At 38.9% G+C, this 12,328-nt stretch carries 16 protein-coding genes; 7 read left to right on the plus strand and 9 right to left on the minus strand.

The window, feature by feature from the left end; all coding sequences use genetic code 11:
• Positions 1-149: 149 nt before the first annotated feature.
• From M1F26_RS10690 to zinT, 5 genes are all read left to right on the plus strand, one after another.
• Entirely contained in the window at positions 150-1,487 is a 1,338-nt protein-coding gene (locus tag M1F26_RS10690) for a cytochrome ubiquinol oxidase subunit I (RefSeq protein ID WP_140170537.1), read from the plus strand.
• Entirely contained in the window at positions 1,477-2,487 is a 1,011-nt protein-coding gene (gene cydB, locus M1F26_RS10695; protein ID WP_318837568.1) for a cytochrome d ubiquinol oxidase subunit II, read from the plus strand. Before M1F26_RS10690 ends, cydB begins: the two co-directional genes overlap by 11 nt.
• A 4-nt stretch (positions 2,488-2,491) precedes the next feature.
• Entirely contained in the window at positions 2,492-2,623 is a 132-nt protein-coding gene (locus M1F26_RS10700; RefSeq protein WP_306821397.1) for a DUF2474 domain-containing protein, read from the plus strand.
• Between the two features lie 214 nt (positions 2,624-2,837).
• Positions 2,838-3,677, plus strand: a complete 840-nt coding sequence (locus M1F26_RS10705) for a siderophore-interacting protein (RefSeq protein WP_140170539.1) — start codon at positions 2,838-2,840, stop codon at positions 3,675-3,677.
• 217 nt (positions 3,678-3,894) lie between these two features.
• Complete coding sequence (zinT, locus tag M1F26_RS10710) at positions 3,895-4,539, plus strand: metal-binding protein ZinT (RefSeq protein ID WP_140170894.1); 645 nt, start codon at positions 3,895-3,897, stop codon at positions 4,537-4,539.
• A gap of 74 nt (positions 4,540-4,613) precedes the next feature.
• Here zinT and phoH read toward each other — a convergent pair whose 3' ends face one another.
• The 4 genes from phoH to M1F26_RS10730 all read right to left on the minus strand — a co-directional run bounded on the left by phoH (position 4,614) and on the right by M1F26_RS10730 (position 8,421).
• Positions 4,614-5,399, minus strand: a complete 786-nt coding sequence (phoH, locus tag M1F26_RS10715) for a phosphate starvation-inducible protein PhoH (protein WP_094962486.1) — start codon at positions 5,397-5,399, stop codon at positions 4,614-4,616.
• Between the two features lie 496 nt (positions 5,400-5,895).
• Positions 5,896-6,849: an endonuclease gene (locus M1F26_RS10720; RefSeq protein ID WP_227528984.1), complete on the minus strand. Its 954-nt coding sequence runs from the start codon at positions 6,847-6,849 to the stop codon at positions 5,896-5,898.
• Positions 6,850-7,147: 298 nt separating this feature from the next.
• Complete coding sequence (locus M1F26_RS10725; protein WP_140170541.1) at positions 7,148-7,618, minus strand: threonine/serine exporter; 471 nt, start codon at positions 7,616-7,618, stop codon at positions 7,148-7,150.
• Complete coding sequence (locus M1F26_RS10730; protein ID WP_140170542.1) at positions 7,609-8,421, minus strand: threonine/serine ThrE exporter family protein; 813 nt, start codon at positions 8,419-8,421, stop codon at positions 7,609-7,611. The genes M1F26_RS10725 and M1F26_RS10730 overlap by 10 nt, the downstream gene beginning before the upstream one ends.
• A 199-nt stretch (positions 8,422-8,620) precedes the next feature.
• On the opposite strand from M1F26_RS10730, the gene M1F26_RS10735 reads away from it, so the two are divergent.
• The gene (locus M1F26_RS10735; protein ID WP_140170543.1) at positions 8,621-9,262 is read left to right on the plus strand and encodes a TetR/AcrR family transcriptional regulator; all 642 of its coding nucleotides are present in this window, start codon (positions 8,621-8,623) and stop codon (positions 9,260-9,262) included.
• Here the strand turns inward: M1F26_RS10735 and M1F26_RS10740 are convergent.
• Positions 9,259-9,660 carry a hypothetical protein gene (locus M1F26_RS10740; RefSeq protein WP_227528772.1) on the minus strand — a complete coding sequence of 134 codons (402 nt, stop codon included), beginning with the start codon at positions 9,658-9,660 and terminating at the stop codon, positions 9,259-9,261. The genes M1F26_RS10735 and M1F26_RS10740 overlap by 4 nt on opposite strands.
• Positions 9,661-9,903: 243 nt before the next feature.
• Between M1F26_RS10740 and M1F26_RS10745 the strand changes: the two genes are divergently transcribed.
• On the plus strand, positions 9,904-10,197 hold the full coding sequence (locus M1F26_RS10745) for a DUF5339 family protein (RefSeq protein ID WP_036958707.1): 294 nt from the start codon (positions 9,904-9,906) through the stop codon (positions 10,195-10,197).
• Between the two features lie 53 nt (positions 10,198-10,250).
• Here the strand turns inward: M1F26_RS10745 and M1F26_RS10750 are convergent, their stop codons facing one another.
• From M1F26_RS10750 to M1F26_RS10765, 4 genes are all read right to left on the minus strand, one after another.
• Positions 10,251-10,688 (minus strand): universal stress protein, encoded by a 438-nt coding sequence (locus tag M1F26_RS10750; protein WP_140170544.1) that lies wholly within the window; start codon positions 10,686-10,688, stop codon positions 10,251-10,253.
• 168 nt (positions 10,689-10,856) lie between these two features.
• Complete coding sequence (locus M1F26_RS10755) at positions 10,857-11,192, minus strand: hypothetical protein (RefSeq protein ID WP_004263981.1); 336 nt, start codon at positions 11,190-11,192, stop codon at positions 10,857-10,859.
• Positions 11,193-11,317: 125 nt separating this feature from the next.
• On the minus strand, positions 11,318-11,746 hold the full coding sequence (locus M1F26_RS10760; protein WP_004263978.1) for a universal stress protein: 429 nt from the start codon (positions 11,744-11,746) through the stop codon (positions 11,318-11,320).
• Between the two features lie 114 nt (positions 11,747-11,860).
• Positions 11,861-12,298: a hypothetical protein gene (locus M1F26_RS10765; protein ID WP_004263976.1), complete on the minus strand. Its 438-nt coding sequence runs from the start codon at positions 12,296-12,298 to the stop codon at positions 11,861-11,863.
• Positions 12,299-12,328 lie beyond the last annotated feature (30 nt).

Raw genomic sequence — 12,328 nt, forward strand, 5'->3', positions numbered from 1 at the left:
TAACTATAAGCACAAAAAATTTTTCGTTGAATTGCGGTTATTTTGCATGCAGGTGTGAGCAATTCCTTTTGCTAGGGATTAGCACCTCAATTGCTCTCATCAAAACGTTAAATATTGCGTGCCATTAACATATCCACTCAGGGGTCAATATGTTTGGACTAACTGCGCTGGAACTTGCCCGTATACAATTTGCTTTTACGGTCTCGTTTCATATCATTTTCCCAGCCATTACTATTGGGCTAGCAAGTTACCTTGCGGTGCTACAAGGTCTATGGCTTAAAACTCGTGACGAGGACTATATAAAACTGTTCCATTTTTGGTCGAAAGTTTTTGCGGTTAATTTCGGAATGGGCGTTGTTTCTGGATTGGTGATGGCATACCAATTTGGTACCAACTGGAGTTTCTTTTCAGATTTTGCAGGTGGAATTACCGGCCCATTGCTCACGTATGAGGTATTAACCGCGTTCTTTCTTGAAGCCGGTTTCCTTGGTGTCATGCTGTTTGGCATGAACCGAGTGGGTGAAAAACTGCACTTTTTTGCCACCTGCATGGTTGCATTAGGTACCATCATTTCCACTTTCTGGATTTTGGCATCTAACAGTTTTATGCAAACACCGCAAGGTTTCGAAATCATCGATGGTCGTATCGTCCCCGTTGATTGGTTGGCCGTCATTTTCAACCCATCGTTTCCATACCGTTTATTGCACATGACCACGGCTGCTTTCCTTGCTGCGGCATTCTTTATTGGTGCTTCTGCGGCATGGCATTTACTCAAAGGCAATAAATCCAGTGCCATGAAAAAAATGTTTTCCATGTCCTTGTGGTTGATTTTGGTCTTAGCCCCTGTTCAAGCTTTAATTGGGGATGCTCATGGCCTAAATACACTTAAACATCAACCAGTTAAAGTTGCCGCAATGGAAGGTCACTGGGAAAACAAACCCGGAGAAGCCACCCCGCTAATCTTGTTTGGTATTCCAAACCAAGAGAAAGAAAAAACCGAATATGCCATCGAAATTCCGTATCTTGCGAGCCTGATATTAACCCATAGTATTGATAAACAAGTGCCTGCATTAAAAGAATACGCGCCAGAAGACAGGCCGAACGTGTTTATGGTGTTCTGGTCGTTCCGTGTAATGGTCGGGCTGGGCTTATTAATGATAGCGGCTGGAGTCTGGGGTTTATGGCTGCGTTATCGTAAAAATCTGTATGAATCCAAAACCTTCCTGCGCTTTATGTTCGTCATGGCACCTTCTGGGCTGATAGCCATCCTTGCAGGTTGGTTTACAACAGAAATTGGCCGCCAGCCATGGGTTGTTTATGGGCTACAACGAACCTCTGATGCGGTCAGTGCACATGGTGAAATGCACATGAGCATCAGTTTAATCGCCTTTTTTGTCGTTTATGGCGGTGTTTTCGGGATTGGCTATATGTACATGATGAAATTAATTCGTAAAGGTATCGCGGAGGACGCAGCTCATGGGCATTGATTTACCTCTCATTTGGTTTGTCATCATCGTATTTAGTATGTTGATGTATATTGTTATGGATGGTTTCGATTTGGGGATCGGTATTCTCTATCCAGCCCTAAAAGATAGCCAAGACCGTGATCTGATGATGAATAGCGTTGCCCCTGTGTGGGATGGCAATGAAACTTGGTTGGTTTTAGGTGGGGCCGCTTTATTTGGCGCCTTTCCTCTCGCTTATGCGATTGTCCTTGATGCCCTGTCAATTCCGTTAACTTTCATGTTATTGGCCTTGATTTTCCGTGGCGTCGCCTTTGAGTTTCGCTTTAGAGCGGATGAATCACACCGCCGCCATTGGGATCACGCCTTTATTTGGGGTTCAATTTTTGCCACCTTTGTTCAAGGTGTGGTAGTTGGTGCCTTTATCCAAGGCTTCCATGTGGAAAACCGTGTTTACATGGGTGGTTATTTCGATTGGTTCTCACCTTTCCCACTGTTTTGCGGATTTGGCCTCGTCGTTGCTTATGCGCTATTAGCTTGTGGTTGGTTGATCATGAAAACGGAGGGCAACTTACGTAGCACCATGTATCGTGTCCTACGGCCATTAACATTACTGATGTTAGCGGTCATAGCAGTGATCAGCTTCTGGACCCCAATGTTAAATGACGCAGTCTTTGAGCGTTGGTTCACCCTGCCAAATCTGTTCTTCTTCTTACCGGTTCCATTACTGGTATTAGGCTGTACTTGGTTGATCCTAAAAAGTGCTAAGCGCCAACGGTTCGATAGCGTGCCATTCTTAGCGGCTTTAATGTTAATTTTCCTTGGGTTTACTGGTTTAGGCATCAGTATTTGGCCGACACTCATTCCACCCGCAGTCAGTTTCCGTGATGCCGCAGGCCCATCCGAAAGTTTAGGCTTTATGTTAGTCGGTGCGTTATTCATCATTCCTGTTATTTTGGTTTATACCTATTGGAGTTACTATGTCTTCAGAGGAAAAATTACCCCAGAACAAGGCTACCACTGATAACGTGAGTGCCTCTCCTTGGTGGAAAAAACTCGGTTGGATGGCTATCATCTGGTTCGGAAGTGTACTCGCATTGTTTGCATTTTCGTCAGTATTTAAATTGATGATGACCGCCGCTGGAATGAAAGTGAAGTAATTAACTTTTCTATATGCCGTAGACTAAAAGTCATACGGCATTTTTATTAAAATCAATGGCTCATCACTATGAGTTGCCCTATCTTCTGCTGAAAATCTCTCTTCATAAATATCCGCCCCCAATCACTCACTAGCGGTTGCAACTTACAAATTTATTCATGATAATGATAATAATTACCATATAATAAAATTATCATTAATAAAGGAGATCGTCCGTGGCCACTGAACAACCTGTTGAAAAAAACATCTATCGCCCGGCTCCACCACAGCTTATTCAAGTTAAATCCATTACCGATATCAGCCCATCTATTCGTAGTATTACTTTCACAGGTGAAAGACTCAATACATACCCAACAGATTGTGAAGGTGGGCACCTGAAAATATTTTTAGCCCCTGATTTAATCAGCCAGCCCGCACTCCCTATCCTAAGTAAAGAAGGCCGTAGCTGGCCAGAAGACAAACCTCGCCCATTTGTTCGTACCTATACCGTCAGAGCCATCCGTCCAGAAGTTAGCGAGATAGATATTGAATTTGCTATGCATGATGGCGCAACTGGCCCTGCATATCTATTTGCTCGGGATGCAAAACCAGGAAATTGGATGGGAATTACCAATCCAGGTGGCCCAGACCCATTATTACCTGCCAGACAACATTACTTCATGGCTGGTGATTCAAGTTCCCTACCCGCTATCGCCGCATTATTGGAAAAAATGCCAGCAAATGCCCAAGGTAAAGTCGTACTACGGTTAGATAGCCCAAAAGACGTGCGAGAACTGAAAAAACCTGAACACGTTGACGTAATTTGGATCTGTGGTGATATCACCAAAACAGCTGAATTAATTAACACGTTTAAGTCTTGGGACATCCCAAGCAGCGACTGTGCTTTCTGGATTGCAGGTGAAGACCAAATTATTCGTGATTTGCGTCGTTATATTCGTCGTGAAAAAGGTTTTGGTCGTGATGATATCTATGCGATCCCTTACTGGCGATATGGCTATGATGAGGAAGGTTACCATCATGAGCGCCATGCTGTAATGGATAATCCTGACGATTAACTTCACTTCAAATATTTAGTTCGCTTATTGGTTTATAAATTCTAATAAGCGAACTCATTTCCTGATCTTGCCTGTCTTCATCAAGTTGTTAGCCATTATATTCCTCAACAATAAACTCCCTAAAATACTTTTCATACCCATTAATGTTATGTTATAACATAATTGTTTTTATGGTCGTTATATTCACTACAAAAATAGGAAAACCACTGTGTACAAAATGGCAATTTTAAAAACTAGTCTTTATATTGCATTAGCTCTCACTAGCTATACTGCTGTTGCTCATGGCTCACATAGTCACTCCCATCCACAATCAGAGAAAGCGCTACAAGCTTCAAAAGGGATTTTTGCAGATACTGACGTCAAAGATAGATCTCTTAGTGACTGGCAAGGCATCTGGGAATCTGTTAATCCATTACTATTAAATGGAAAACTTGATGAGGTTCTAGAAAGTAAAGCGAAGAAAAATAAAGACAAAACTGTTGAAGAGTATCGTGAATATTATAAAAAAGGTTATGCCACTGATGTTGACAGTATTGGTATTGAAAACGATGTTATTGAGTTTACTCAAAATGGTACTGTAAGTAGCTGTAAATATGACTACGCCGGTTACAAAATTCTTCATTATACTTCAGGAAAAAAAGGCGTTCGTTACTTATTTGAATGCAAAGATGCAAACTCAAAAGCGCCTAAATTTATCCAGTTTAGTGACCATATTATTGAACCACAAGCCTCGGGGCATTTCCACCTATATATGGGAAATGAATCTCAGGAAAAATTATTAAGTCAGCTAGAAAATTGGCCAACTTATTACCCATATACCCTCACAGATGAGCAAATCGTACATGAGATGCTCTATCACTAATCGGCTTCCTATATAGGAGTCTAACCTATGCCCCGTGGGTAAATCGCGGGGCATATAGTTAATAACAATGCTAATTAGTGGTTATAAGCCAATAATGCCTTATGGCATAATTGTGATCTCACACAATCCTCTATAGTAAAATTCACCATTGAAACCATTTCATCACTACTAAAACGTTGTAATGCATCAGCTAACCCTGAGGACACACCTTCTGGTAAATCACACTGGGTCACATCACCATTGACTATCACCGTCACATTTTCACCAAGCCGAGTTAAAAACATTTTCATTTGAGTGACTGTGACATTCTGAGCCTCATCTAATATCACGACGGCATTTTCAAATGTTCGGCCTCGCATATAAGCAAATGGGGCTATTTCCACTTTAGCAATTTCGGGACGCAAACAATATTGCAAAAAAGATGCGCCGAGCCTTTTCACCAAGACGTCATAGACTGGGCGAAAGTAAGGCGCAAACTTTTCTGACATATCACCCGGTAAAAAACCGAGATCTTCCTCCGCTTGAAGAACGGGCCTTGTCACAATAATCTTATTGATATCTTTATGAATTAACGCATCAGCCGCAAGTGCAGTACTGATGTAAGTTTTACCACATCCCGCTTCGCCATTCGCAAAAATTAATTGCTTATGTTTAATGGAATTAATATAGAGTTTTTGAGCTTCATTTCTGGGCAATATAGGGGATTCATCACGCCGTTCTTTTGCCATACCGATAGCTTCAATGCCAGTAAATTCAGCAAATGATGCGACGTTATTGATATCAAAACGACCTGAGCGATCTTTGCGTGATGAACGTTTCATTTCACGGCGTGCCTTTGTTGCAGCTTTCTGTCTACTCATAGTATTAACCCTTCCAGGTATCAGTGATGTCAATTCAAATGACGGACTATTCAAAACAGAGGCGAGCTCCCTTCAAGCTCAAAGTTAATATCAAATATCTATTATGTGGCTGTAACTCCATGCCATAACTCGGCTAATAAAAAAACCGGTTACCAATCTCACCATGGAAATTTCATGATGGAGTGGTAACCGGTTTTGTACTCGCGTGTATAAACACTTATTTCCCATTAGTTTCTCCTGTAACAGCGATACTTTTAAACTAATGAATCTATATGACAGTAATATGACGAACTGCAATATTTTTAGTGCCTCAATGAGTCCATGTTTTTATTGCAGTTTTCATCTGCTTTAAATATAGCGTCATTTTTTTTGATAAAGCAACATTTTTCTAACAAAATTTTGGGCGTTTATTAAAATTTTTCGTTATCACACATAAAAACAAAAAAAGTAAAACCACAATAATCAGTTAGTTAACTATTGTGGTTTGAAAGGATAATTAGCGTATTTTACAATTTCCCGCTAACTCAAAACCTGCGGCTTTAGCCGATTGTTCGTCAGTGAAGATGACGGCATTTTTATCAGCGATGGTATTGAAGCTAGCGCAATGTGAAAAATGATATTTTTTAGAATTACGATTACCTTTAATTTCAACCGTATTTGGTACAATAGATTTATTTTCTATTACTTGATGCTGATTTAAAGGTGAGACTGGTGAAATATTAACACCCTCTGCGCTATTTTTATGATTTAAACTCCATTTTTTCTCCCCTGTCACAAATGGGTTATGATGCCCCATTACCTTAGCGATTCGATTATCTCGCTTGATTTCCCAAGAGGTTGGAGGATATTTATTATCCCAAGCCATCAATAACTGTTGTTGTTGACGTGACATAGACAAGTTATAGCGGCCATGCATATAAAAATATACTCGGGCTACCTGCCCTTTGGCTTCATCTCTTGGCTCAAAGACTTTTTGTTTAAAATCAACTCGGCTACGGCACATTCCGTATGGATACGGTGTATTAGTGGATAATTGCCCAAAACTAAAATTGCTTCTATCACCATTCACTTCACCAATAGAAGGCGCTAAATTATGCATATCTGCTTCCATTCGGCCAAAAATAGGGTCACTAGACACACAGTTTTTCCGCCCCCCTTTTTGCCAGCATTGCCTTTGATGACCAAACACCCATGCTGGAACAATATGCTCCCATTCAATACGCTCAGCTCGGTTCTGTTGTTTACGCACTTGGTAGCCACAAGAGGCTAAGTCAACCTTTCCCCCGCTTTTTCCTACCCATTCCCACTGGCAACCACAATATATTGTTCCCTCTCCTTGATGATTTTGATCTGCATAAACCTGCGTTTTACTTAGCACTTTAGCTTCTGTAAACGAATTTGGTGCGGAAAATGAAAATGCAGAGAAAAGAAATAATAGAATCGAAAAAATGAATTGATAATATTTGGACAAGCTAAATTGTTTCAAAATAACACCACTAATAAGAATATATGCGAAGAATTAATATAAATGCATTAGTTTTTCCTCTAACACATTAATGCATAAGAAGAAATATCACATATTCTAATCAAATAGTAGCATAAATGATATCAGCGATGACCCAATTTTATGGCTCACCATCCATATCGGAATTTATGCAGCTTTAATAGGATATCTAAGTCTTATTAGTAAAAAGTAAAGTATGACTTACTCACATAACGAGAATGCCAGTAAGCCACACCATTAAAAATTACACGCTTGGTCTTTTGCGATATAACCATAAACCAGGTAAAGAAATACCAATAGACAAGGCTCCAACAATGAAAGAGGCTTTTAAAAAATTAGTCACTAAAATCTCAACTAATTCAGGGTCATAGCCAAATTGCGATATTTTCACGACTGAAATCATTGCAATATAGGCACTAATACCTGGGAACATCGGGATCACGGCAGCAACAGTAAACACTTTAGGATGAGCTAACCACCAACGCGACCACTGAATACCGATAATACCGATTAAAATTGCAGCAAGAAAACTTGCCCACTCAATTTGCAATCCTAATGTCATCAGTATCATTCTAAAGCCATAGCCAATAGCACCCAATAAGGCACAATATTTCAATGCCCTTACAGGCACATTAAATACCATAGCAAACCCTGCTGCCGGTATAGCGGCTAATAGCATTTTCTCACATAAAGAGAATAGAAATTCTATGCCCATTCTTTTAAACCCCAGATTGTCATTGCTAACACAACCCCAATACAGGTAGCCAAAGTGAGAAGGCTCGCCATTGTCCAACGCGCTAATCCTGTATTAACATGCCCTTTAAACATATCAGCGACTGCATTAATTAATGGAAAGCCGGGAACTAAAAGCAATACACTGGCAGCCATCGAAATTGTTTCAGTCACAGCCAAATACGGTATTTTCAATAATAAACCTGAGACCGTTGTAGCAACAAAGGCAGTAATACAAAAATTAATTAACGGGTTCATTTGATGGGAAGTTAACACTTGCCTCACATACATTGCACAACCGCTGGCTAAAAATGTAATTAACGCACTCTCCCATCCACCTCCATTCAACCTACTAAAACAAGCACAAGATAGTGCCACCATCAGCACCATTAACCATCGAGGATAACGCAACGGTTTAATTGATAATAATTTCTTTTTTAATTGTTTTCGGTCTAACAAATGATGTTCGACTAGGATGACTGCATGCTGAACTTCAGTAACAACATGCATATTTATACCGCGGTCAATAATGCGTCGTGTTGACGTTAAGCAGCGACCATCAATTATAGTGGTTAAAACTAATGAATTAGATGAAATAGCACTATCGACTTGGCTTGCTCCAAGTGCAATACCCAAACGGGTCGTCAATTGTTCAACGAGCATACTTTCAGCGCCATGTTGCAATAACAATAAACCACACTCAATACATAGCCGAGTTACCTCACGTTGCTGATTAACAGGATCATCTTGGTCTGTTTTTTGCTCATTTAATACATGCTCTATCATCTTGCCCCCAACATTGTGACAACCATTCAGATATCTACCTAAACATGTTAATCTTTATAAATATCATAAAGACAAATATCAGCTTAAATGATGATCTCTTTCAGGTAAATCTGTGATTGAGGTAACGTGATTTAAACTATTTGGTAAAATTTGTTATGTTATTTTCTTATTTGAAGACAAAGAGTAGGATTAGCCATTCATGAGTAGCACGCTTACAGCTAAAACCCCAAAAGGCCAACGTCGGCATCAGGCGTTGATCACTGCAGCAACTGAAATTTTTCTGCAATATGGGTTTGAAGGCGCAACTCTGGATATGATTATTGAACGTGCTGGGGGCTCTCGCTCAACCTTATATAAAAATTTTGGTGATAAAGGAGGGTTATTTGCTGCGGTTATTGCATCAATGATTGATGATATTTTTCAAGAGCCCGACGAAAAAACACCACCACTGGATACGATTGAGTCGATACTTTCTTTTTATGGTTCTCGATTTTTATTGAATGTGCTTAAGCCTGAATCCATTGGGTTATACCGGTTAATTTTAGGTGAATACAACCGTTTCCCAGAAATAACTCACGCATTTTTTGAGCAAGGTCCAGTAAAAAGCTATCGTCTGTTGACACAAAAATTGGCTTTGCTTCCTGACGTTAAAGTGGATGAAAAAACATTGTTAAGCATTTCTTCACGCTACCTAGAAATGCTAAAAGCGGATGTGTTTATCACCACTTTCTGTATTGCTGATTTCAAGCCCAGCGATGAATTTATTCAACAGCAAATTGCTATGTCTGTCGATATCATCGCCAGTTATATCCGTAAAATCAGTAAAACCACAGCCGACTAAGCTAGAACTGATTGGGCTTGTTCTTTGGCTGCCATGGAATTATTTGCGATTAAAACTTGAGGGCCGTACAACGCAGACAGCATGGGTGCCATTCGTTCCATTTCTTCTTGATCTCGCCCGTCAGGTTGTAGGGTAACAATCAGAGCACGACAATGTTGCTCCATCGCTTCTTTTGCATCTTTCAACCAACGACGTATATATTTCATGCTTTCCATATCTTCTAAGGATGGTTTTTCTTTTTTAACCACCGGAGGATATATCAATACAAACTCATTTCTTCTTGCCAATAGCATATCCATTTCCTCTAACCATAAACGGGTTTCATCCATCGTTGAAGGAAACACATTCATCTCACAGATTGGCCAGCTTTCTGTTTCTATCATCTTTTTGTTCATCATAATCATCTCTTTTGTCATCATTATTCAAAGTGTACTCAAATGTACAATTTTACATTACACTCAGTCAAGAATGATTATCATTTGTGTTTTGCAAATTATGCTATTACCGCGAGTTACTAACAGGAATACTCTCAATATGCAGTAAAAATTTATCAATTAAAAACATTCACGTGTTCGAGTGATGCGTTTTTGAATATGGGATGTTATTCTGACGATATTATGAATTTTAAAAGCGAAAATATGATGAAAAAAACTCTTCCAATTGCATTTAGCCTTTTAATGGCTTTCACTGCATTTAATGCAAATGCAGGTGCTACCTGTGATACTTATTTCAAAGAAATGAACGACCTGGTTAAGCAAGCTGAAGAACAATATAAAGATGAAGCCAATGCAGGTGAACAAATTGCATTAATGAAGTCACAATTAGAGGAAGCGAAAAAAGCCCTTGCTAGCTACCCAGATGATGCACAAGAGCAAGCTTGCAGCCAAGCACTTAAAGCAATTGAGCAAGCCAAAGAAGCGGTAAAAACACCCTAGAATTGTTCGCTTTTAATAGACAAAAAAATAGCCTGCTGAGCAGGCTATTTTATTTACCGAACCACAAGAACCGAGATCTTCGCATAGGAAACAATCCCAGAAGCATTTGAACCTAATAAATGGGTTGAAATACTTGGATTGCGTGAGCCGATAACAATAAGGTCAGCATCAATAGCCTCAGCTTCTGATAAAACTTTATCTCTTGGTGAACCAAACTCAACCTTATAAGAGATTTTGTCTGACGGATAATCAATTTTTTCAATAATTTCTTTTAACTTTTCTTCTGAACGTTCAAGTGCTTTTTTAGCAAATGAGGACAATAAATCATAATGATAACTGTAGCTCATTGAAAATCTTGAAACATCCGGAACTGAGTGAAATAAGTGAATTTTCGCATCTGAAATTTTTGCTAAATAAATAGCATGTTTTAATGCATTATCTGTTAGTACATCTTCAGATATATCCACAGGAACCAAAATTGTTTTATACATATGATGCCCCTTATTAGTTATGTTTACATTTTTATTCAAGCTGTATTATTGTGTATTTTTACAACTTGGTTATTAGGCGTAGCGGGTGAATATTGTCCTTTTACTCTTCTAAGTATAGTCTTACTACACTAAAAAAAGCTGTGAAGCTCCTTACTATTACAACAAAAATTATTCTTCTAAATGCCATTTATGCAAAACGCGATGAATAAAAGGAGTTACGATTAATCCAATACTGATAATAAAAACGCTTTGTAAAAATAGACCATAAATAGCAATAAAGAAACGACCTCCTCGTGTAATAGGAGCCGGCTCAATAGCTTGTCCACTCAACATAGACAACGCATTAAGCATTGACTCAACAACTGAGTGACCTTCAATAAAATAAAAACCAACTATACCGGGTAATAAACCAAGAAAAAAAATCAAAAGTGCGAGTAAATAAAAACGCAAAACTCTCAGAACAAAGTGTTCAACACGCAGTAATTCTTGCGAAAACTTTTCCATATTGACTCAAACTCACCTTGTTATAAGTAAGATCAATTAACTTGAGTACTAAAATTAATTAAATTGGCAATATAAATAATCAAATAACAAAGAACCCACCCGATGAGCAGGTTCTTCTCTAATTATTAACGTACAACCAGTACTGATGTTTCCGCGTAGCGCACTATTCCCGCGGCTGTTGACCCTAAAAGATGAGTTGTAATATTTGGGCGACGAGAACCAATAACAATAATATCTGCATTAATGTCTTTTGCTGTATTAATCACTTCATCTCGCGGGGAACCAAACGTTATAGTATAACTAACATCATCATGAGGTAAATCAATTGAATCCATTAACATTTTCATGTCTTCTTCCGCTTTCACCGTCGCACGGTCTTTGATTTCCATGTAACCTAAGGCGTACGCATTAATAATTGCTGAAGAAATGGGTAAAACATGAATAAGATGAATTTTAGCACCTGATTGCTTTGCAAGATTAACCGCGTGACGGACTGCTTTACTGGTTAATTCATCTTCTGTTAAGTCGATAGGGACCAGAATCGTTTTATACATAACCCCTCCTAAAATAGTTAAAATGAAGTTCTACAACAAAATTATAAACAATTACTAATAAATGTCTCTTATCCACAAAGATAAATGAGATCTCTAACTACAAATAAAAACAAGCTATTCCCTTAGCCATGGCGTTACAGTTAAACCAACTAACATACCTTCAGGACTTAATAACCTTGTGACTGTTTGCCCCCAAGGTTCCATTCGGTTATTAACTAATAAGACATAACCTTCTTTAAGGCAAATTTTTGTAATTTTTTCAATGTCTGAGACCTCAAATTCCATCCAGCTTTGCGGGGTAGGTATGTTTTTAGGCCATTCACCTTGACCAAAACACGATTGAGCGGCTTGCTCTATAGGCCAAAGTGCAAAATGTTTGACACCTTCTAGCCCTTCTTGCTCACAAGTTAAATATTGGCTCCCTTCTTCAATTGGTTTTAAAGGTAGCTTTAACAACTCAAGATAAAAAGAGTGACTTTTTTTATAATCTGTAACTATTGGTCCAAATCCTGCAACAAACAATACATCAGAGCTATCTTGTAAATGTATCATCTCGCGTTCCTATAAAGTAATGAGATACTA

Origin of the sequence: Providencia sp. PROV048, assembly GCF_033688165.1 — a bacterium.
Lineage (GTDB): Bacteria > Pseudomonadota > Gammaproteobacteria > Enterobacterales > Enterobacteriaceae > Providencia > Providencia hangzhouensis.

Excerpts from the sequence above, each read along its gene's own strand:
- M1F26_RS10690 (WP_140170537.1), top strand. The coding sequence starts at position 150 with ATGTTTGGACTAACTGCGCTGGAACTTGCCCGTATACAATTTGCTTTT.
- cydB (WP_318837568.1), top strand. The coding sequence starts at position 1,477 with ATGGGCATTGATTTACCTCTCATTTGGTTTGTCATCATCGTATTTAGT.
- zinT (WP_140170894.1), top strand. The coding sequence starts at position 3,895 with ATGGCAATTTTAAAAACTAGTCTTTATATTGCATTAGCTCTCACTAGC.
- phoH (WP_094962486.1), bottom strand. The coding sequence starts at position 5,399 with ATGAGTAGACAGAAAGCTGCAACAAAGGCACGCCGTGAAATGAAACGT.
- M1F26_RS10725 (WP_140170541.1), bottom strand. The coding sequence starts at position 7,618 with ATGGGCATAGAATTTCTATTCTCTTTATGTGAGAAAATGCTATTAGCC.
- M1F26_RS10730 (WP_140170542.1), bottom strand. The coding sequence starts at position 8,421 with ATGATAGAGCATGTATTAAATGAGCAAAAAACAGACCAAGATGATCCT.
- M1F26_RS10735 (WP_140170543.1), top strand. The coding sequence starts at position 8,621 with ATGAGTAGCACGCTTACAGCTAAAACCCCAAAAGGCCAACGTCGGCAT.
- M1F26_RS10740 (WP_227528772.1), bottom strand. The coding sequence starts at position 9,660 with ATGATGAACAAAAAGATGATAGAAACAGAAAGCTGGCCAATCTGTGAG.
- M1F26_RS10745 (WP_036958707.1), top strand. The coding sequence starts at position 9,904 with ATGAAAAAAACTCTTCCAATTGCATTTAGCCTTTTAATGGCTTTCACT.
- M1F26_RS10750 (WP_140170544.1), bottom strand. The coding sequence starts at position 10,688 with ATGTATAAAACAATTTTGGTTCCTGTGGATATATCTGAAGATGTACTA.
- M1F26_RS10755 (WP_004263981.1), bottom strand. The coding sequence starts at position 11,192 with ATGGAAAAGTTTTCGCAAGAATTACTGCGTGTTGAACACTTTGTTCTG.
- M1F26_RS10760 (WP_004263978.1), bottom strand. The coding sequence starts at position 11,746 with ATGTATAAAACGATTCTGGTCCCTATCGACTTAACAGAAGATGAATTA.
- M1F26_RS10765 (WP_004263976.1), bottom strand. The coding sequence starts at position 12,298 with ATGATACATTTACAAGATAGCTCTGATGTATTGTTTGTTGCAGGATTT.